Consider the following 20,896-nt stretch of genomic DNA (forward strand, 5'->3'; position numbering starts at 1 on the left):
TGAACAGCAACGAACCCCAACCGATCAGGAGTGATGACCATGAAGAAGCTGCTTGCTGCCTTGTTTGCGATGACCTTTGCTGCCGGCGTGTTCGCCGCCGACGCCGCACCCGCCCCGGCCGAAAAACCGGCGGCCGAAGCCGCCAAGCCGGCCAAGACGACGAAAACGAAGAAGACCAGTCACAAGAAGGCCGCAAAGCCCGCTGCCGAGAAAACCGAAGCAGCGCCGGTCAAGCAGTAACCCGTCCGGCCGCCCTAGCGGCGGAGGGGGAGAGTTGGGCTCCGGCAACTTGCCGGAGCCCGTTTTTTTGTTGGCGCCTGAACGATAATCGCCGCCACGAAAACCGGAAGGGACGAGCTGGATGCGCGTGTTGCTGGTGGAAGATGATCCGATGGTCGGCGATGCAAGCCGGCTGGGTTTGCTTGCAGCTGGATTCACCGTCGACTGGGTGCGCGACGGGCGCGCCGCCGAGTTGGCGATCGAAGCCAACGAATACAGCGCCGCGGTGCTGGATCTGGGGCTGCCGAAGATCGACGGCATGTCGCTGCTGTCGCATCTGCGCCAGCAGGACAACCGGCTGCCGGTGATCGTGGTCACGGCGCGCGACGCAGTGTCGGACCGCGTCGCCGGCCTCAACGCCGGCGCCGACGATTACCTGACCAAACCCTTCGACCTGGACGAATTGGTCGCCCGCCTGCGCGCGCTGATTCGGCGAAACAGCGGCCGCACGCAGCGGGTGATCAGCTGCGGTGCGATCGCGTTCGATACCGAGGCACGCACCGTCAAGCTCGATGGCGAACCGGTCACGTTGTCGGCACGCGAGCTGTCGCTGCTCGAAATCCTGCTCGAAAAGCCGGGCGCGGTGCTGTCGCGCGAGAAGCTGGAGGAAAAGCTCTTCGGCTGGGGTGAGGAGCCCTCCTCCAACGCACTCGAAGTACATCTGCACAACCTGCGTCGCAAGCTTGGCGCCGATCGCATCCGCAATGTGCGCGGCGTGGGCTACAAGGTGGTCGCGTGAGCGCTCCGCGCTCGATCCGCGCGACGGTGCTCGGCTGGCAGCTGGGCGCGATGCTGCTGCTCGGCTGCGTCGCGGTGCTGGCCGCCTACACGCTGGCGGTGCGTTCGTTCGAGACGCTGCGTAACCTGGAACTCGCACAGATCGCCGATGCCGTGGCGCGCCATGGCGTGGAGCCCGACACCGACGACGACGAGCAGCCGGGCGACTTTCTCAGCCAGGTGTGGAACGCGAACGGACGCCTGGCCTACGCGAGTCACGATCCGGCGGTGCCCAAGCCCAGGAAGCTGGGCGAGTTCGACTTCTCCTACGACGACCGTTCGTGGCACGGCTTTGCGCGCACTTACGGCGGGCAGACCATCCTCGTCGCGCGCGAGGCCGGTGCACGGCGCGAGCTGTTCATGCGGATCTCTCTGCCGATGCTGACGGTGCTGGCCGGGCTCGCGACCCTGCTCACGGTGTTGCTCGGGATACGCGTCAATCGCGCGCTGGCACCGCTATCCGCGCTGCGTGCCGCCTTGTCGGCGCGTGACCCGAGTTCGCTGACGCCGGTGCCGGTGGACGATGCGCCGCGCGAACTGGTGCCGCTGGTCGGCACGCTGAATGGCCTGCTCGAACGCGTTGAAGGCTTGCTGGAAGGCCAGCGCCGCTTCATCGCCGATGCGGCGCACGAACTGCGCACACCGGTCACTGCAATCCGCCTGTATGCGCAACTGGCGCAGCGCGCCGAGACGGCGGCCGAGCGCGACAGCGCGATTGCCAACATCGAAGCGAGCTGCCTGCGCGCGACCCATCTCGTCGAGCAGTTGCTCGCGCTGGCGCGGCTCGACCCCGACAATCAGCCGGGCCGCGCGCCAGTGGCGCTGGAAACCCTCGCCCGCGACAGCGTGATCGCGCAATCGCCGCTCGCGGAAGCGCGCGGCATCGACCTCGGCCTTGGCGATTGCATCGCCGCCACGGTGGACGGCAGCGAGGCCGAGTTGCGCATGCTGTTGAACAACCTGATCGACAACGCGGTGCGCTACACACCGGCCGGCGGGCAAGTCGATGTGTCGGTGCTGCGCAGCGAATCCGGCGGCGTGGAACTGCGCGTCGAAGACAGCGGGCCCGGCATCCCGGAAGCGGCGCACCAGCGCGTGTTCGAGCGTTTCTTCCGGCTTGCCGGCGCCGAACAGCCGGGCACCGGGCTCGGGCTCGCGATCGTCAAGAGCATCGCAGAGCGGCATGCCGCCACGGTGGTGCTGGAGAACCGCGCGGAAGGCGGGCTGCGGGTACGGGTGTGCTGGCCGGCGTGATCAGCGGGTAGCGACCGGGCGCATCGCGCGCAAGGCAGCGTTGAACTGCAGCAGCAGCGGCTTCGCCATCATGCTTTTCGGGAAGGCGAGGTAGAGCTGATCGACCGTCAGCGGGCGATCGAGTGCGACGAAACGCTCGCGGTTGCGCTGCAGTTCTGGGTCGGCCGCAATCGTGGCGTCGATGCCGGCCTGCCCGTTGCCGACCAGGGCGGCGTCGATGCGACCGGCAAGCAGCTTGCGTAGCCGCAGCACCTGGTTGGTGTCGCGCTCCACGGCCACATCGCCCGACTGTAGCGCGCGGTCGAAGGCTTCGCCATAGCTCGCGCCGAGCTGTCCTCCGAGCTTCTTGCCGCGCAGGTCGTGCAGTTCGCGGTAGGCGAATTCCCGTCCGCGCAGCACGACGACGTTGATGTTGTCGTCATAAACCGGGTCAGAGAAGTCGAACAGTTTCTGCCGTTCGCTGGTCAGCGATACGCCGATCAGGGCGCCACGGCCGGCCGCCGCGCTCTCGTACGCACGCCGCCATGGCGAGAGTTCGAACCGGAACTTCTGCCCCAGCGCTGGCTCCAGCGCCTTGAGGATGCGTGGCAGTTCGCCACGCGCCTCGCCCTTCTCGGCCCAGATCACCGGCGGGTAGTTGTCGTCACCAAAAACGAGGACGCTGTCGTCCGCTGCGCTGGCGGGTAGCGCAGCCATCACCAGCAAGCTGAACCAGAATTTCATGCGCCACCTCCTGATTCATCGGTGTGGGCGGGCCGCATGCGCTCAATGCGCTTCGTAACCGAACAGGCGGGATGGATTGATCCGCACCATCACGCTCTGCCGCGGCACGATCGAATCGATCGCATGTTCCTTGCGCGCGGTATCGCGCCGCACCGGCTCAACGTAGGGCACGCCGTTGCTGTTGGTGACGCTGAAGACAGTCGGCGTGGTGGCGAGCTTGCCACGGCGCAGCACGATGGCCACTTCACCGTTGGCGAGCCGTACGAAGGCGCCCGGCGGGAAGATGCCGATTTCCTTCACCAGCATAGCCGCCAGCGGATTCTCCTGCCCGCCCATCGAGAGGAAGCTCTCGCGTGCGGCGCGGTTCGGTGGCAGCGCACAGCGGCCGGCGCGCGGGCTGATCTTGGCGCCGAAGATGTCGGCATGGCGGATCAGTTCGGCAAGCGGGGAGATGTTCTTCACGCCGCGCGGATAACCTTTACCGTCCGGCGTTTCGTGGTGTTCGGCCACCGCGCGCAGCCACTCGGTGTCGCGCAGGCCCGCCTGCTGCAGGATCGCGACGCTGCGTGCCGGATGGGCGTTGATGTCGGCGCGCTGGCGGTCGGTCGGCGGTGTGCTCTGCGCGGCCAGAATCGCCTGCAGTTCGAACATGCCCAGGTTCATCGTGAGCGCAGCGTTGATCAGCGTTCGCCGCTCGTCGTCCGATGCCTCGGTCTTGCGGGCAATCAGCTCGCAGATCACGGCCGTGTGCAAGGAGTGCGCCACCGCGTACTTGGTCGAATCCGCCTGCATCATGACGAACACGCCAACATCCGCATCGCGATCGGTGAGGAGCTGCAACAGCATCGATAGCTGCTGCAGCTTGTCGAGAAAGTCCGGGTCCTTCACGTTGTCGCGCAGCAGCAGCGACAGCTTGGTCTGCAAATCCGACCACAGCCAGATCGGATCGAAAGCCTGCGGTTTGGGCTTCTCGGAAGACTGGCGCTGGCGGCGGAATTCCTCCTCATCGACGAACATGCCGCGGACCAGCAGGGTCTGCAGCTGCGCTTCGCTCTGGATCGTATAGCCACGACTGAGCAGCAGATTGCCCACCGCGTCGCGGACATTCCACGGCAGCGGTACGCCGATCTTCACATGGTCGGCCAGCAACTGCAGCTGCTTCATCGCACGCTCCATCCGGCAGGCAGCCTGCCTCGTCGTTTAGTTGACGGGCGTTTCTGCTGCAGACTTGAGCTTGAGATGTAAAAACTTAAAAAAACAAAAAAGCCGCCCGAAGGCGGCCTGGCCGGATTCGACTGCGCTCAGCCGATGCGGCCGAGGATGCCGTCGAGCTGATCGAGGCTGCCAAACTCGATCACCAGCTTGCCAGCACCCTTCTTGTTGGCCGCAATCTTCACCGTGGCGCCCAACTTGTCGGCGAGGTCTTCCTCCAGCCGCGCAACGTCGCGATTGACCGCCTTCGGCAGCTTCTCGGCTTCCGGCTTCTGCGCGTTCTGCACCGCCTTCTCGGTTTCGCGCACCGACAGGCGGCGTGCGACGACCTGGTTGGCGAGCAGGATCTGCTGCGCCGGGTCCAGTGCGAGCAGCGCACGCGCATGGCCCATCTCGATATCGCCCAGCATCAGCAGCTCACGCACCGGTTCAGGCAGTGCCAGCAGGCGCAGCAGGTTCGACGTGGCCGGACGCGAACGGCCGACCGCGTCGGCCGCCTGCTGGTGCGTCATGCCGAACTCGTCGATCAGGCGCTGGATGCCCTGCGCTTCTTCGAGCGGGTTCAGATTCTCGCGCTGGATGTTCTCGATCAGCGACATCGCCAGCGCGGCTTCGTCCGGGATCTCGCGGATCAGCACCGGTACTTCGGCCAGCTCGGCGATGCGCGCAGCACGCCAGCGACGCTCACCCGCGATGATCTCGTGGCGACCACCGCCGATCGGGCGCACCAGGATCGGCGACATCACACCCTGAGCGCGGATCGATGCGGCCAGCTCTTCCAGGCTGCCGGCGTCCATGCGGGTGCGCGGCTGGTACTTGCCGGGCTGCAGTTCGTCAATCGACAGCGTGTCGAGGCGGCCCTTGTTGTCGGCGGAAGTGTCGGCGCCGAGCAGGGCTTCCAGCCCGCGGCCGAGGCCCTTGGGTTTCTTGACCATGTTTCTGATTCCTGATGTTCAAATTCAGGGGTACCGCCGCACGATTCGCGACGAGACCCGGTGTGCTTGCCTGGGTAGTGCTATTCGATTTCGCGCGCCCGGTACCAGTACGCATAGTGGTCGGCAAAGCCGAGCCGCTGATACAGCGCTCGCGCCACGGCATTGCCAGCGCCCACCTGCAGGCACGCATGCTGCGCGCCGGCGTTCTGCGCCCGCTGGAGCAGCGTTTCGACGAGCGCGGCGGCGTACCCCCTACCGCGCATCTCGGCCTGCGTATGGACGCCGTAGAGGCCGGCAATGCGACCATCGAACAGCACACAGCCCGCTGCGACCGGCGCATCCCGTTCACCCATCAGCAGGCGGATACCGCTGCCGGCGAAAGCCACCGCGCGTTCGACGTCCACCGCGATGCGTTCGGGCGCGTCGCCGTACAGCCGCCCCGCCTTGTCGGCGAACTCGCGTGGCCCCACTTCATGCAGCGGCAGCGTGCTGGCCGGCAGATCACCCGCCACCAGCTCACGGCACATCACGCGGGATTCCTCAAGGGCGAGGAAGCCACGTTCTGCGAGCGCCGCGTCCAGACCCGCAGGCTGCGAAAAGGGCGTGATGCGGAAAGTGAGCGGCAAGCCAGCGGCTTGCAGCAGCGCCGCGGCACGTTCGATCCGCGCGTCGATCGACATGCTGCCGTCGCCGATCGCGTTCACACAACGCGCCCGCTTTGCCCGGCTGTTGGCAAAACGTACCAGCCAGCCATCGACCAGCGCTTGCTCGCGCACATGGGTCGCGTTGAGGCCGGCATCCTCGGCCTGTGCAGCGAGCGCGTCACGCGCGTCGCGCAGGGACTCGGGAATCGCGCTCGGATCGAATGCGGCCGCCATGGTCGGGCTAGATCGTCTGGATCCGCTCGATCATCTCAGCGGCAAAGGCGAGGTAAGCCTGCGAGCCCTTGGCGGCCTTGTCGAACACCACGCCCGGCAGGCCGTGGCTCGGCGCCTCGGCAAGCCGCACGTTGCGCGGGATAACGGCCTTGAAGACCTTGTCGCCGAAGTGCGATTCGAGTTGCGCAGAAACCTGCTGCGACAGCGTGCTGCGCGGATCGAACATCACGCGCAGCAGGCCGATGATCTTCAGATCGCGGTTGAGCTTGGCGTGCACCTGCTTGATGGTATTCACCAGATCCGACAGGCCTTCCAGTGCGTAGTACTCGCACTGCATCGGGATGATCACGCCGTGCGCGGCGCACAAGCCGTTGAGGGTGAGCATCGACAGCGAGGGCGGGCAATCAACCAGCACGAAGTCGTATTCATCATCGACGGCGTGTAGCGCATCGCGCAGTCGGTTCTCGCGGTTGTCGAGATCGACCATCTCGACTTCGGCACCGGCAAGGTCGCGGTTGCTCGGCAGCACGTCGTAGCCACCGGCTTCCGAACGCGCACGCACTTCCGGCAGCGTATTCAGGCCGACCAGCAGGTGGTAGACCGAGGTCGCGAGGCTACGCTTATCTACCCCGGATCCCATCGTCGCGTTGCCCTGCGGATCGAGATCCACCAGCAGCACGCGCTGTCCATGCGCCGCCAGTGCGGCGGAAAGATTGACGGTCGTGGTGGTCTTGCCGACCCCACCCTTCTGGTTGGCGACTGCGAAGATGCGGGCCATCAGTTGCGCTCGAGAACGATCAAATGTCGGTGGGTGTCGGCCGCGCCGGGCAGCCGCAGGGCGATTGCTTCTTTCATCCGCACGCCGGCCGGCAGCTGTGCGAGTTCTTCGTGAGGATACACGCCCTTCATGGCCAGCCAGTGACCGCCATCAGCAAGCAGATGATCGGTCAGCCTGACGAAATCAGCCATGTCGGAGAAAGCACGCGAGATCACAGCCGGGAACCGCACCGGCGACTGCCATTGCTCGACGCGGACGTGGTGCGATTCAAGGTTCTTCAAGCCCAGGTCGATCTTCGCCTGGCGCATGAAGGTGACTTTCTTCTGCACCGTATCGACCGTATGCACTTCCAGATCCGGCCGCACGATCGCCAGAACGATGCCGGGCAGGCCGGCGCCAGCGCCGATGTCGGCGATGCGATCGACACTTACATGCGGCAGCACCGTCAGCGAATCGAGCAGATGCAGCGTGATGATCTCCTCCGCGTTACGGATCGCGGTGAGGTTGTAGACCTTGTTCCACTTGGCGATCAGCGCGGCGTAGGCAAGAAGGCGTTCGCGGGTGTCGGTGGGCAGGTCGAGGCCGAGTTCGGCCAAGCCGTTGTCGAGCAGTTGATTGGGCGTCATGCAGCGGCGTCGCGAATCTGGCTGGATTTCTTCAAATGGATCAGCAGCAGCGAGATCGCAGCCGGGGTCACACCCTGGATGCGGCTCGCCTGACCGATGGTTTCCGGTTTATGTGCGGCAAGCTTCTGCCGTACTTCGTTCGACAGTCCACGTACCTGCGCGTAGTCGAGATCGATCGGCAGCGGCGTGTTCTCCTGCGCCGCCTGGCGGGCAACTTCGTCCTGCTGGCGATCGATGTAGCCCTGGTATTTGGCCGAGATCTCGATCTGCTCAACCGCCTGCGGATCGGTCACCGGATCGGCCGGTGCGGTCGACAGCGCCATCAGCGCGCCGTAGCTGATGCCGGGACGACGCAGCAAATCGAAGAAGCGGGCTTCCCGTTCCAGCGGCTGCCCGAGCAGGGTTTCAGCCTCGCCGGCAGCCAACTTGTGCGGCACCGCCCAGGTCGAACGCAGGCGCTCGGTCTCGCGATCGATCGCATCGCGCTTGCGGCAGAACGCATCCCAGCGCGTGTCAGAAACCAGGCCGAGGTCGCGGCCGGCTTCGGTGAGGCGAAGGTCAGCGTTGTCTTCACGCAGGCTGAGGCGGTACTCGGCGCGCGAAGTGAACATGCGATACGGTTCGGATACGCCGCGCGTGATCAGGTCGTCGACGAGCACACCGAGGTAGGCCTCACCACGTGCCGGGCACCAGCTCGCCCTGCCCTTCGCCTGCAGTGCAGCGTTGGCGCCGGCGAGCAGGCCTTGCGCCGCCGCTTCTTCGTAGCCGGTTGTGCCATTGATCTGACCCGCGAAGAAGAGGCCGGAGATCGACTTGGTCTCAAGGCTGCTCTTCAGGTTACGCGGATCGAAGTAGTCGTATTCGATCGCATAGCCCGGCCGCAGGATGTGGGCGTTCTCCATGCCGCGGATCGAACGCACAATCGCGAGTTGCACATCGAAGGGCAGCGAAGTCGAAATACCGTTGGGGTAAAACTCGTGGGTCGAGAGGCCCTCGGGTTCAAGGAAGACGTTGTGGCCATCCTTGTCGGCGAAGCGGTGGATCTTGTCTTCGATCGACGGGCAGTATCGTGGCCCCACCCCTTCGATCACGCCGGTGTACATCGGCGAACGGTCGAGGTTCGCGCGGATGATTTCATGCGTCCGTTCGTTGGTCCGCGTGATCCAGCACGGCAACTGCTTGGGGTGCTGCGCGGCCTTGCCGAGGAAGCTGAAGACCGGCACCGGGTCATCACCCGGCTGCTCTTCCATCTGCGAGAAATCGATCGTCTTGCCATCGATACGTGGCGGCGTACCGGTTTTTAGTCGGCCAACCGGCAGCTTCAAGTCGCGCAGACGGTACGACAGCGTGACCGCCGCCGGATCTCCGGCCCGGCCCGCTGTGTAATGTTCGAGGCCAACATGAACCAGACCGTTGAGGAAGGTGCCGGCGGTCAGCACCACGGTTGGTGCCTCAAAGCGCAGCCCGATCTGCGTGATCACGCCGGTCACCCGATCGCCAACAACAGTGATGTCGTCCACCGCCTGCTGGAACAGCGTCAGGTTGGGCTGATTCTCCAGCCGTTGGCGGATTGCAGCCTTGTACAGAATGCGGTCCGCTTGCGCGCGCGTCGCACGGACGGCGGGGCCTTTGCTGGCGTTGAGGATGCGAAACTGGATGCCGCCCTCGTCGGTGGCTTCAGCCATCGCACCACCCAGAGCATCCACCTCCTTGACCAGATGGCCCTTGCCGATGCCGCCGATCGACGGGTTGCAACTCATCTGCCCGAGGGTTTCGATGTTGTGAGTCAGCAGCAGGGTTGCGCAGCCCATCCGGGCGGCAGCCAGTGCAGCTTCAGTGCCGGCATGACCGCCGCCGACAACGATGACATCAAAACGAGTGGGGTACAGCATGTTGTGCTCCCGGACAGACCGGTTCAGGGGAAGGGGCGGAATGATAAGGCGCGGCTCAGAAAATGCCTAGGCCGATCGAGGCGCTTGATCAATCGATGGATGTTCCACGTGGAACATCCGGTTAAAGGAGGGGGCCGAGCAGCTCCCAGCCGAGCTTTCCAATCAGTATGGTGACTACCACCAAGAACAACCAGCGGACAAATCCGTTGCCGTGTTTCAACGCGAGGTGGGATCCAAGCTGAGCGCCCGCGAGGTTCGCCACTGCCATCACCAAACCCACTCGCCACAGAATGCCTTCGTGCGTTGCGAACGAAGCGATCGCGGCGAGGTTCGTGGAAACGTTGACCACCTTGGCCGACGCCGACGCCTTGAGGAAATCAAAGCCGAACCAACGCACGAAGATAAAGATCAGGAAACTGCCCGTACCCGGCCCGAAGAAACCATCGTAGAAGCCGATCACGCCACCCGCCAGAAGCGATGCTGGGACGACCCAGCGCGGTGTCATCGCGTGACGTTCCAGTTTGCCGAAGTCCTTCCGCCAGAAAGTGTAGGCACCGACGACAAGAAGCAGACCGAGCACCAAGGGCTTCATCGTCTCCTTCGGCAGTAGTGACACCACCTGCGCACCGAGCCACGATCCAACAAAGGCAGCCGCTGCCGCCCACATCGCGATCCGCCAAGGGATCGAAATGGTTCGTGCGTAGTGGACGCAGGCGCTCAGTGTGCCGACGACCGATGAAACCTTGTTGGTGCCGAACAGCACTGGAATCGACACGGCGGGGAAGGCAGTCAGTAGCAACGGAATCTGGATTAGTCCACCGCCGCCCACTACCGCATCCACCATGCCGGCAATGAAGGCGCCCGCAATCAGTACAGCCCAATCCATTCCGTCCTCCGTCGCGATGTTCCACGTGGAACATCGCTAGAGCGTCACTCAGACACTCGTGTCCCTGACTTCCTTCTGTGCCCACAGCGCGCGGGCGATTGCCTTCCACGCATCGTTGCCGTGAACCGAAACACCTTTCGCCGCCGCCTCGCCCATCAGCTTGTTCATCAACCCGATCAAGCCGTACAACTCCTCGTAGGTCTGATCCTGGGAGAACTCGGCGCCGCTGCCTATCTGCCGACCAGAGTGATTCACTTCCAGCACTTCGGAGGCGAGCGTGCGCATCGTCGACTCGCTCTGCCAATCCAGCCCGAGGATCACCAGCTTGCGCTCAATCTCCAGTGCAAGCTTCGACGCCTCTTCGTCGTAATACTTCAGATCGAATTCGCTCATCATCAATACCTTCTCGGGGGGAAACTACTTGCCGATGCAGAAACGCGAGAAGATCACGCCGAGCAGATCATCCGCGCCGAACTCACCGGTAATCCTGTTCACTGCTTCCTGCGCCAGCCGCAACTCTTCGGCCATCAGATCCAGTGAATCCTCGTGGGCACGCGCGAGTGCCATTGCAATCCGATCGCGCCCTTCTCGGAGCGCTTCCAGATGCCGTTCACGCGCGAGAAAGACTTCCTCACCATGCGCTTCCCAGCCGGCAATCCGCAGCAACTCGCTGCGCAACAGATCGATGCCCTCGCCTGTCGCCGCCGATACGAACACCTCGACGCCGTCTTCCTCGTCTACGCGCATGGCGGTCTTGCCCGCCAAGTCAATCTTGTTGAACACCCACACTACCGGAACACCCGCCGGCAAACGCGCATCGATCTTATGATCTTCGGCGCTGATACCCGAACGTGCATCGACAAGACGCACCACGACATCGGCGCGCCCGATCTCCTTCCAGCTGCGTTCGATGCCGATTCGCTCGACCGTATCGGTCGCATCTCGCAACCCGGCAGTGTCCGCGATATGCAGCGGGATGCCTTCGATCTGAATCGTCTCCCGCAGCACATCGCGCGTCGTACCCGCCACGTCGGTGACGATCGCGCGATCCTCACCCGACAGACGATTCAGCAAACTCGACTTCCCGACATTCGGCTGACCAGCCAACACCACATGCAAGCCACTGCGCAGCAAACTGCCCTGCTTCGCTTTCAGCAACAGCGCATCGAGATCGGCACCCAGCACATCAAGGCGCTCGAAGGCCCGTGCGGCCCGCAGAAAATCAATCTCTTCTTCCGGAAAATCCAGCGTCGCTTCGACCAGCATCCGCAGATCGACCAGCTTGTCGCGCCAGTCATGCACCCTGCGCGAGAAATCACCATCCAGTGAACGCAACGCCGAACGTGCCGCTGCCGAGGTATCGGCATCGATCAGATCCGCGACGGCCTCCGCCTGCGCAAGATCCAGCTTGTCATTCAGAAACGCCCGCTCGGTGAACTCGCCGGGCCGCGCGAGACGCGCACCCAGTTCGATGCAACGGGCCAGCAACATGCGCATCACCACCGGGCCGCCGTGTCCCTGCAGTTCCAGCACATCTTCGCCGGTATACGAATTCGGGCCAGGAAAGAAAAGCATGAGGCCGGCATCGATCGGCCGGCCTTCAGCATCCAGAAACTTCGCGAAGTGCGCGATCCGCGGCGTGGGCTGCTTTCCGGTCAGCGCCAGTGCAAAGGCGGCCAATTGGCCGCCCGACACCCTTACCACGCCGATGCCACCACGCCCGGGCGCAGTGGCAATCGCCGCTATCGACTCAGCTGTTCGCAGGTTTTGCGCCACTATCGAACATCCGGGTGATGTACCACTGCTGACCGATCGACAGCATGTTGTTCACGACCCAGTAAAGCACGAGACCGGACGGGAACCACGCCATCATCACGGTAAAGAAGATCGGCATGAACATCATGACCTTCTGCTGGACCGGATCTGGCGACGACGGAGACAGGCGCATCTGCACCAAGCTGGTCACGCCCATGATGATCGGCAGGATGAAGTACGGATCCTTGATCGACAGATCGGTGATCCAACCGAGCCACGGCGCTTGCCGCATCTCGACCGCCCCCAGGAGCACCCAGTACAAGGCAATGAAGACCGGCATCTGGATCAGCATCGGCCAGCAGCCGCCCATCGGGTTGACCTTCTCCTTCTTGTACAGCTCCATCATCTCCTGGTTCATCTTCATCCGGTCATCCTTGTACTGCTCCTGGATCCGCTTCATGCGCGGCATGACCGTCTTCATCTTGGCCATGGACTTGTAGGACGCCGCCGATAGCGGGAAGAACGCAAGTTTGATCAGCACCGTGAGCAGGATGATCGCCCAGCCCCAGTTACCCACGAGCTTGTGCAGCCAAGACAGGCCCCAGAAGATCGGCGCGGCGATGACGGTCAGCCAACCATAGTCGACCACCAGATCAAGACCCGGCGCCAGATCGGACAGCTCGCGTTGCTCCTGCGGACCAGCGTACAAGGGCACCGACACGGTCGCCTTCTGTCCGGCCGCAATTTGCGGCAACGGCTGGATCAAGCCGGCGGCGACCATTTCGCCGTCGAGCGGACGTGCAAAAAACTCACGCTGACCCTGCTTGGGCGCATAAGCCGACACAAAGTAATGCTGAACCATCGCGACCCAACCATCCGGGGACGCCTTGGGCAGCTTCGCTTCGCCCTTGCTGATGGTCTTGAAATCAACCTTCTTGTACTTGTCCGCATCGGTGTAGAACGCCGGACCGGTATACGTTTGCGCACCACCGAAGAAGCCAGCGGTGTTCTCCGCCGCCTTGGTATCGCGCGTGAGCTGATAGTACGAGTGCCCCGCCAGAGCGGCACTGCTGCCGTTGGCGATCTCGTAAGCGACATCAATGACATGGCTGCCGCGGTGGAAGGTCAAAACCTTCGCTACCTTCACGCCGTTCTGCTCCGGCGCCTCGAGGCGAACACTCAGCGCCTGCTCGCCATCCTTCAATACCAGCTTGTCAGCAGCAGGCAGCGCAAACACCGTCTTGTGGTTCGGCAGCCCAGCGCCAATCAGACCACTCTGCGCGATATAGCTGTGCGCGCCGCCCTCTTCGAACAGCACAAAGGGCTTGGTGTGATCATTGTTTGCACCATGCTTGAGCAGTTCAAGGCGAACCAGATCGCCGCCAAGCGCCGAAATCTGAGCACGCACCGTATCGGTTTCAACCGTCAGCTTCGGTGCCTTTGCACGCTCCGCACTGGTTGCTGCAAGCGGAGCTGCAGCTGGTGCCGCGACCTGCCCCGGCGCGGTAGGTGTCGGCGTCGCGCTCTGCGTCACACTCGGCCCGGCAACAGGCTTCGGCTGGTTATGTTTTAGCCAGGCGTCCCACAGCATGACGAGCGACATGCTGAAGATCACCAGAAGGATCAGGCGGCGGTTGTCCATCGGATTCGGTCGTTTCGGATAGGTGTATCAGACAGTGGCGTCGGCGACGCGACTCAGGGTACCGGATCATACCCGCCCGGGTTCCACGGATGGCAGCGCGTGACGCGGCGAACCGCAAGCAAGGTGCCCTTGATAGCACCATAACGTTGCAGCGCTTCAATCGCGTACGCAGAACAGCTCGGGTGGAAGCGGCAGTTACGTCCGAGGAACGGACTGAGGAAATAACGGTAGGCGCGCAGCAGGATGATCAACACGGTTTTCATCGCGAATCATCCCTGCGGCAATCGGTCGAGCAAGGCATCGACCTCAGCGCGCAACTCGGCGCGACTGGCGGTCTTCGGCGATGCCGAAAGTCGAAGTACGAGGTCACAGCATGGCAGACGCGCGCGCCGAAGGCGGAACGCCTCGCGGGCGATCCGCTTGATCAGATTGCGCTGCACTGCCTGGCGCGCCAGCTTCTTTGCAACCACCAAGCCGATTCGCGCACTGGGCAAGGCATTGGGTCGGTAGTGCAGGCTGAAAACTCTGCCCCGTACAACCCTGCGGAAGGCAAAAACCGTCGAAAACTCGTCGCCGGTATGCAGCCGATAGGCTGCCAGCAACTCGAAGCCGACAGATTCAGCCTGCCGTTCAGACGGCGAGACGATGACGGCCCTTGGCGCGACGAGCGGCGAGGACAGCGCGGCCACCACGGGTGCGCGAACGGACGAGGAAGCCGTGCGTGCGCTTGCGGCGGACGACGGAAGGCTGGTAAGTGCGCTTCATGTTCTTGTTTCCTTGCTAACCGGGAAAAACGCGCGATTACACAGCGTAAAGCTCTGTTTGTCAAGCGTTTTTATCTTTTCCACAGGTTGCAGCCTGTGGATAAATCTGTCGATGAAGCGTAGAATAGACCGCTTTCCATGGCCGTCCGAACTGCACCGCGAAGCATCGGTGCGAAGCCTCGGGCGAGCTTCAAAACCACATAAAAAACAAAGAGTTGATGCCGAACCGCTCGACGCTAACCGCGTCGCCGCGGGGTGGGCGCCATTCGCGCAAAACGTGAGTCACGAATTCTGGTCCACCTGCCTGTCCCGCCTCGAAGCTGAACTGCCGCAACAACAGTTCAACACCTGGATCCGGGCCCTGTCCGCTTCGCCGGCTGCCGACCCCCGCAGCCTGGAGTTGCTCGCCCCTAACCGCTTCGTACTGCAGTGGGTACGCGAACGTTACTTGCGCCGCATCGAGGAAATCGGCACCGAACTGTTCGGTGAACCGGTGCAAGTCAGTCTCGCGATCGGCGGCAGCGCCAAAGCAGCAGCGCCGCGCGCGAGCGCTGCGGCACCAAAGCCGGCGGCCACCTCGCCGGTGCATACCGCCGACGCCCCACGCGCACCCGCGGCACAGACAAAACACACCGAAGCGCGCGCGCCGCAGCCGGCCGAGAACCGCGAGACCGCGGCTTACGAGCGCACACGGCTGAACCCGGATTTCACCTTCGACAACCTAGTCACCGGCCGCGCCAACGATCTCGCTCGCGCTGCCGCGATGCAGGTCGCGCAAAACCCCGGCACCAGCTACAACCCGCTCTTCGTCTACGGCGGCGTCGGCCTCGGCAAGACCCACCTCATTCACGCGCTCGGCAACGCAGTCTGGAAGCACAACCCGAAAGCGGTGATCCGTTACGTGCATGCGGAGGACTACTACGCTGACGTGGTACGTGCCTACCAGCAGAAGAGCTTCGACCAGTTCAAGCGCTACTACCGCTCGCTCGACCTGCTACTGATCGACGACATCCAGTTCTTCAACAACAAGAACCGGACGCAGGAAGAGTTCTTCCACGCCTTCAACGCGCTGACCGAAGCGCGCAAGCAGATCGTGATCACCTGCGACACCTATCCCAAGGACGTCGCCGGCCTCGAAGACCGTTTGATCTCGCGCTTCGACTGGGGTTTGACGGTTCAGATCGAGCCACCCGAACTCGAAATGCGAGTCGCGATCCTGAAGAAGAAGGCCGAGGTCGAGCGCATCGCGCTGACCGATGACGTCGCCTTCCTGATCGCGAAGAACCTACGCTCCAACGTCCGCGAACTCGAAGGCGCGCTGAAGAAGGTGCTCGCATTCGCGCGCTTCCACGGCCGCGAGATCAGCCTGGAACTGGCCAAGGAAGCGCTGCGCGACCTGCTCGCAGCGCACAACCGTCAGATCACCTTCGAACTGATCCAGAAGACTGTCGCCGACTACTACAAGATCAAGGTCGCCGACATGCATTCGAAGAAGCGCACGCGTGCGATCGCGCGGCCACGCCAGGTTGCGATGTTCCTTGCCAAGGAACTGACGCCGTCGTCGCTGCCATCGATCGGCGAGGCCTTCGGCGGCCGTGACCACACGACCGTCTTGCACGCCTGTCGCACCATCGCCGAGCTACGACTGGCCGATCAGCAGCTCAACCACGATCTGCACGTGCTGACCCAAACCTTGCGAGGCTGAACACCGAAAACTGTGGATTCAGCGTGGACAGGACAAGGGGGCGTTTGGGGACAAGCTCAGTTATTTGGAAGCGGCAACAAAGCATCCCCACTTGTTCATCAGACAGTACCGACGTTTCAAACAGGGTTTAACTTGCTTTAAGTGATTGTTTAAATTGGATAAATGTCACTTATACACAGAAACGGGCCTTGGTTTACTAATAGTAGTTATATGTTTACAAGATCTTGTTAACAACTGATCACGGCGCAAATGCGTGTTCGAGCACTTGGTGTCTACCTTCGTCAGACCGAAGCAGAAACCGCGTGTGTGTGAGTATTCAGTGGGAAGACCGTGGCAAGATTTGGGGATAAACCCATCATTTTGGGCGAGCAACAAAACGCTCCCCACTTGTTCATCAAACGCTACGCAGTTTATGAACAGGGTTTTAAGTACATCAAGCGATTGTATCTATTGGATATTCTGTGTTTATCCACAGAAACCGGGTGCAGTTAACTAATAATAGAGGTTTACTTAAATGCTTCTGTTAACAGCTTCTCGTGAAGCTTTGTTGGGCCCCCTGCAGTCGGTTTCGGGGATCGTTGAAAAGCGGCACACGCTGCCGATCTTGTCGAACGTGCTGATCGAGAAGCACGGCGACGACGTCACGCTGCTCGCGACCGACATTGAGATTCAGATCCGTACTTCCGGCGTTGCAAGCGGTGGTACTGATGCAAGCTTTACGGTGGGGGCACGCAAGTTCCAGGACATCCTGCGCGCCTTGTCCGACGGCACCGAGGTCAACCTCAAGCTGGAGGCGAACCGCCTGTCCTTGCATGCCGGCAAGAGCCGCTTTGCGCTTCAGACGCTTCCCGCGTCGGACTACCCGCGCATGCAGTTCAATGATGCGGAAGCGGTCAGCTTCACCGTGTCGCAGAAGGCCTTCAAGCGTCAGCTCGCGCAGGTTGCCTACTCGATGGCGGCGCAGGACATCCGCTACTACCTCAACGGCCTGCTGGTCGTTGCACAGGGCAATGAACTGCGCATGGTGGCGACTGACGGTCACCGTCTTGCCTTCGCATCTGCCGAGATCGACGCTGATCTGCCCAAGACCGAGGTGATTCTGCCGCGCAAGACAGTGCTTGAACTCGCACGCCAGCTTGCGGACAGCGACGAACCGCTCGAAATCGCACTGGCCGGCAATCAGGCCCGTTTCCGCTTCGGCCCGATCGAACTGATCACCAAGCTGATCGACGGCAAGTTCCCCGATTACGAACGCGTGATTCCGCAGAACCATCCGAAGCTGCTGATCCTTGGCCGCACGATGCTGCTTGCCTCGCTGCATCGCGCTGCGATTCTCACCAATGAGAAGTTCCGGGGCGTTCGTGTGGTACTGTCCTCGGGTAGCCTCAAGATCATCAGTTCGAACGCCGAACAGGAAGAGGCTCAGGAAGAGATCGAAGTCGACTACGCTGGCGACTCGGTCGACATTGGCTTCAACGTCACCTACCTGCTCGATGTGCTGACGAATTCAGCCACTGACGAGATCGAACTGCGGCTCAACGACGGCAACTCCAGCGCGCTGATCACCCTTCCGGGCGACGAGCGCTTCAAGTACGTCGTGATGCCGATGCGGATCTAAGCCGGCAGTCACTCCCAGCCTTAGGCCACGGATTAGCAGGCAGGCGCGAACGGTTGAAAGGCCCTTCGCGCCTGGTCGCTTGATCCGTGGTGAAGAATTCAAGTTTTGAAGCAAGGTCACCCGATGTCCGAACAGAACCAGCAACCCGCCTACGACGAAGACAGCATCCAGCAGCTTGAAGGGCTGGAGGCAGTACGCAAGCGCCCTGGCATGTACATCGGGGACACGTCGGACGGCACCGGCCTGCACCACATGGTGTTCGAGGTCGTCGACAACGCCATCGACGAAGCCTTGGCCGGCCATTGCGACGACATCGTCGTCACGATCCACACCGACAACTCGATCTCGGTGACCGACAATGGTCGTGGCATTCCGGTCGGCATCAAGTTCGACGACAAGCACGAACCGAAACGCTCGGCGGCCGAAATCGTGATGTGTGTGCTGCACGCCGGCGGCAAGTTCAACCAGAACAGCTACAAGGTCTCGGGCGGCCTTCACGGCGTCGGCGTCTCGTGTGTGAATGCGCTGTCGAAATGGCTACGGCTGACGATTCGCCGCGACGGCAAGAAGCATTTCCTCGAATTCAACCGCGGCCATGCGGTCGACCGGCTGATCGAAGTCCAGAACGGGGTTGAGGTATCGCCACTGCGTGTCATCGGCGACACCGAGAAGCGCGGCACCGAAGTCCACTTCCTCGCCGACGAAGAGATCTTCGGCACCGTCGAGTTCCATTACGAAATCCTCGCGAAACGCTTGCGCGAACTCTCCTTCCTCAACAACGGCGTGCGCATCCGCCTGATTGATCAGCGCACCAACCGTGAGGAAGACTTCGCCTTCTCCGGCGGCGTACGTGGTTTTGTCGAGTACATCAATCGCGCCAAGACGGTGCTGCACCCCAACGTTTTCTACGCCGCGGGCGCCACGCAAGTGCCGGTCAGCGGTGGCGGCGGCACGGTGGAGCTCACGGTAGAAGTCGCGATGCAGTGGAACGACAGCTACCAGGAACAGGTGCTGTGCTTCACCAACAACATCCCGCAGTCCGACGGTGGCACCCACCTCACCGGCCTGCGCATGGCGATGACCCGCGTCATCAACAAGTACATCGAAGAGAACGAGATCGCGAAGAAGGCCAAGGTCGAGATCACCGGTGACGACATGCGCGAAGGCCTTGCCTGTGTGCTGTCGGTGAAGATGCCAGATCCCAAGTTCGCCTCGCAGACGAAGATGAAGCTCGTCTCCAGCGAAGCACGGCCGGCCGTCGAAGAAGTGGTCGCCGCCAAACTTTCCGAATATCTGCTCGAACGCCCTATCGACGCCAAGACCATTTGCGGCAAGATCGTTGAGGCCTCGCGCGCCCGTGAGGCTGCTCGCAAAGCGCGTGAAATGACGCGTCGCAAGGGCGTGCTCGATGGCGTCGGCCTGCCCGGCAAACTCGCCGACTGCCAGGAGAAGGATCCCGCGCTGTGCGAGATCTACATCGTCGAGGGTGATTCCGCAGGTGGCTCAGCCAAGCAAGGCCGCGATCGCAAGTTCCAGGCGATCCTGCCGCTACGCGGCAAGGTGCTCAACGTCGAACGCGCGCGCTTCGACAAGCTCATCTCCTCCGAACAGATCGCCACGCTGATCACCGCGCTCGGGACCGGTATCGGCAAGGACGACTTCAAGCCCGAGAAGCTGCGCTACCACCGCATCATCATCATGACCGACGCGGACGTCGACGGCGCCCACATCCGCACCCTGCTGCTGACGCTGTTCTATCGCCAGATGCCCGAGCTCGTCGAGCGCGGTCACATCTACATCGCGCAGCCGCCGCTCTACAAGATCAAGCACGGCAAGAACGAGCGCTACATCAAGGACGACGCTGAACTCGACGCCCACCTGCTGCGCATGGGCCTCGACAGTGCGCAACTCATTCCGTCGGCCGGTGCTACGCCGATCGAAGGCGAAACCCTTGGCGAACTCGCGCGCAACTACCTGCTCGCCGAAGCCGTGATCAACCGGGTTTCAGGCTTCATCGACCCTGCAGCGCTGCACGCGATGCTGGCTGGTGATATCCAGATCTCGCTCGCCGACGAAGCCGCCGCCACTGATTCCGCCGCTCGTCTGCAAGCTTCGATGCCCAAAGGCGTCAACGTTCACCCGCACTTCGATCAGGAAAGTGAAGCCTGGGAGCTGGCTGTGGAACGCATGCACCACGGCAACGTCCGACGTGGCCTCATCGACGCTGAATTCCTTGTTTCCGGCGACTACGCGCAGATCCGTCGCGCAGCAGAAATGATCAACGGCCTGATCGGCGAAGGCGCAGAAATGCGCCGTGGCGAGAAGGGCGCGGCCGTCAGCAGCTTCAAGGAAGCGATCGACTGGATGTTCAACGAAGTCGAACGCAATCTGAGCAAGCAGCGCTACAAAGGCCTCGGCGAAATGAACCCCGAGCAGCTGTGGGAAACCACCATGGACCCTGCTGTCCGTCGCCTGCTCAAGGTGCAGATCGACGACGCCATCGCCGCCGACGAAATATTCACCACTCTGATGGGCGATCAAGTTGAACCGAGGCGTGAATTCATTGAAAGCAATGCCTTGTATGCCCGGAATATTGATGTGTAATTATTGTTGGGTGCTGCGCGCAACCCGAATAAGTGAGAAAAAGTCCTGATTCTTGAGACAAGAAACTCACGAATTGATGAGACAAACGTGCACAACAAAAAGGCCCCGAAAGGGGCCTTTTTGTTGTGCAGAGCACCTCGTCTGGATATCAGCAGAGAAATCCGCTCTGCTCGCTACGGGCTTGAGTGGCTGAATCCCTCGCGCAAACGAGGCTCTAACGTTCCGGACGGAAGGGCTGGCTCTCCATGCGTAAGCTCAGGCTCCCGACGCAGATGATCCATGGCGTAAGATGACAGATGAACAAGAAGAGGCGTAGAGCCGTATTTGCGCGTCACTCATTGGATAGTACATTCGGGCGATGGCCAACAGTCCCCCCGGCTGATTCGGTCAGCAGCGAAGTCCGCACCTAACAAGTTCTGACTGTACGGAGTTGCTCACCTTGTGTTGAGGATCACCTAAAACTGACCCAGTGCGATCGTTGAAAATTGACCCACCCTGCAAGGCTACCCGAGGGGGCCTTGGTCTGTGAAAGTCAGTTGTTCCTGCGGTTCGGTTTTTCCTCCTTTTC

Annotated in this window: 20 protein-coding genes; 6 read left to right on the plus strand and 14 right to left on the minus strand. The window is 62.1% G+C overall.

Annotated features, from left to right (window positions below):
• Positions 1-39 precede the first annotated feature (39 nt).
• The 3 genes from ACE3P0_RS13125 to ACE3P0_RS13135 all read left to right on the plus strand — a co-directional run bounded on the left by ACE3P0_RS13125 (position 40) and on the right by ACE3P0_RS13135 (position 2,310).
• Positions 40-240 (plus strand): hypothetical protein, encoded by a 201-nt coding sequence (locus ACE3P0_RS13125; protein WP_374403102.1) that lies wholly within the window; start codon positions 40-42, stop codon positions 238-240.
• A 121-nt stretch (positions 241-361) separates the two neighbouring features.
• The gene (locus tag ACE3P0_RS13130; protein ID WP_374403103.1) at positions 362-1,018 is read left to right on the plus strand and encodes a response regulator; all 657 of its coding nucleotides are present in this window, start codon (positions 362-364) and stop codon (positions 1,016-1,018) included.
• The gene (locus ACE3P0_RS13135) at positions 1,015-2,310 is read left to right on the plus strand and encodes an ATP-binding protein (RefSeq protein WP_374403104.1); all 1,296 of its coding nucleotides are present in this window, start codon (positions 1,015-1,017) and stop codon (positions 2,308-2,310) included. The genes ACE3P0_RS13130 and ACE3P0_RS13135 overlap by 4 nt, the downstream gene beginning before the upstream one ends.
• Here ACE3P0_RS13135 and ACE3P0_RS13140 read toward each other — a convergent pair whose 3' ends face one another.
• The 14 genes from ACE3P0_RS13140 to rpmH all read right to left on the minus strand — a co-directional run bounded on the left by ACE3P0_RS13140 (position 2,311) and on the right by rpmH (position 14,402).
• Positions 2,311-3,033, minus strand: a complete 723-nt coding sequence (locus ACE3P0_RS13140; protein ID WP_374403105.1) for a substrate-binding periplasmic protein — start codon at positions 3,031-3,033, stop codon at positions 2,311-2,313.
• 42 nt (positions 3,034-3,075) lie between these two features.
• Entirely contained in the window at positions 3,076-4,197 is a 1,122-nt protein-coding gene (locus tag ACE3P0_RS13145) for an HD-GYP domain-containing protein (protein ID WP_374403106.1), read from the minus strand.
• Between the two features lie 137 nt (positions 4,198-4,334).
• Positions 4,335-5,180: a ParB/RepB/Spo0J family partition protein gene (locus ACE3P0_RS13150; protein ID WP_374403107.1), complete on the minus strand. Its 846-nt coding sequence runs from the start codon at positions 5,178-5,180 to the stop codon at positions 4,335-4,337.
• Positions 5,181-5,260: 80 nt separating this feature from the next.
• Entirely contained in the window at positions 5,261-6,058 is a 798-nt protein-coding gene (locus tag ACE3P0_RS13155) for a GNAT family N-acetyltransferase (protein WP_374403109.1), read from the minus strand.
• 7 nt (positions 6,059-6,065) lie between these two features.
• On the minus strand, positions 6,066-6,836 hold the full coding sequence (locus ACE3P0_RS13160; protein WP_374403110.1) for a ParA family protein: 771 nt from the start codon (positions 6,834-6,836) through the stop codon (positions 6,066-6,068).
• Positions 6,836-7,462: a 16S rRNA (guanine(527)-N(7))-methyltransferase RsmG gene (rsmG, locus tag ACE3P0_RS13165; RefSeq protein WP_374403111.1), complete on the minus strand. Its 627-nt coding sequence runs from the start codon at positions 7,460-7,462 to the stop codon at positions 6,836-6,838. The genes ACE3P0_RS13160 and rsmG overlap by 1 nt, the downstream gene beginning before the upstream one ends.
• Positions 7,459-9,354, minus strand: a complete 1,896-nt coding sequence (gene mnmG / locus ACE3P0_RS13170; RefSeq protein WP_374403112.1) for a tRNA uridine-5-carboxymethylaminomethyl(34) synthesis enzyme MnmG — start codon at positions 9,352-9,354, stop codon at positions 7,459-7,461. The genes rsmG and mnmG overlap by 4 nt, the downstream gene beginning before the upstream one ends.
• Positions 9,355-9,475: 121 nt before the next feature.
• Positions 9,476-10,240, minus strand: coding sequence for a sulfite exporter TauE/SafE family protein (locus tag ACE3P0_RS13175; protein ID WP_374403113.1), 765 nt, complete (start codon positions 10,238-10,240; stop codon positions 9,476-9,478).
• 48 nt (positions 10,241-10,288) lie between these two features.
• On the minus strand, positions 10,289-10,636 hold the full coding sequence (locus ACE3P0_RS13180; protein ID WP_374403114.1) for a hypothetical protein: 348 nt from the start codon (positions 10,634-10,636) through the stop codon (positions 10,289-10,291).
• A gap of 21 nt (positions 10,637-10,657) precedes the next feature.
• Positions 10,658-12,019, minus strand: coding sequence for a tRNA uridine-5-carboxymethylaminomethyl(34) synthesis GTPase MnmE (mnmE, locus tag ACE3P0_RS13185; protein ID WP_374403124.1), 1,362 nt, complete (start codon positions 12,017-12,019; stop codon positions 10,658-10,660).
• The gene (gene yidC, locus ACE3P0_RS13190) at positions 11,991-13,637 is read right to left on the minus strand and encodes a membrane protein insertase YidC (protein ID WP_374403116.1); all 1,647 of its coding nucleotides are present in this window, start codon (positions 13,635-13,637) and stop codon (positions 11,991-11,993) included. Before yidC ends, mnmE begins: the two co-directional genes overlap by 29 nt.
• 53 nt (positions 13,638-13,690) lie before the next feature.
• Entirely contained in the window at positions 13,691-13,900 is a 210-nt protein-coding gene (gene yidD / locus ACE3P0_RS13195) for a membrane protein insertion efficiency factor YidD (protein ID WP_374403118.1), read from the minus strand.
• A 6-nt stretch (positions 13,901-13,906) separates the two neighbouring features.
• Positions 13,907-14,326, minus strand: a complete 420-nt coding sequence (rnpA, locus tag ACE3P0_RS13200) for a ribonuclease P protein component (protein ID WP_374403119.1) — start codon at positions 14,324-14,326, stop codon at positions 13,907-13,909.
• Positions 14,268-14,402, minus strand: a complete 135-nt coding sequence (gene rpmH, locus ACE3P0_RS13205; protein WP_114403167.1) for a 50S ribosomal protein L34 — start codon at positions 14,400-14,402, stop codon at positions 14,268-14,270. Before rpmH ends, rnpA begins: the two co-directional genes overlap by 59 nt.
• 276 nt (positions 14,403-14,678) lie before the next feature.
• Here rpmH and dnaA point away from each other — a divergent pair, with 276 nt between their 5' ends.
• The 3 genes from dnaA (at position 14,679) to gyrB (ending at position 20,328) form a co-directional block, all read left to right on the plus strand.
• Positions 14,679-16,106, plus strand: a complete 1,428-nt coding sequence (gene dnaA, locus ACE3P0_RS13210; RefSeq protein WP_374403120.1) for a chromosomal replication initiator protein DnaA — start codon at positions 14,679-14,681, stop codon at positions 16,104-16,106.
• Between the two features lie 514 nt (positions 16,107-16,620).
• On the plus strand, positions 16,621-17,724 hold the full coding sequence (gene dnaN, locus ACE3P0_RS13215) for a DNA polymerase III subunit beta (RefSeq protein ID WP_374403122.1): 1,104 nt from the start codon (positions 16,621-16,623) through the stop codon (positions 17,722-17,724).
• A 123-nt stretch (positions 17,725-17,847) separates the two neighbouring features.
• On the plus strand, positions 17,848-20,328 hold the full coding sequence (gene gyrB, locus ACE3P0_RS13220) for a DNA topoisomerase (ATP-hydrolyzing) subunit B (RefSeq protein ID WP_374403123.1): 2,481 nt from the start codon (positions 17,848-17,850) through the stop codon (positions 20,326-20,328).
• Positions 20,329-20,896 lie beyond the last annotated feature (568 nt).

It is taken from the genome of Niveibacterium sp., assembly GCF_041909475.1.
GTDB lineage: Bacteria > Pseudomonadota > Gammaproteobacteria > Burkholderiales > Rhodocyclaceae > Niveibacterium.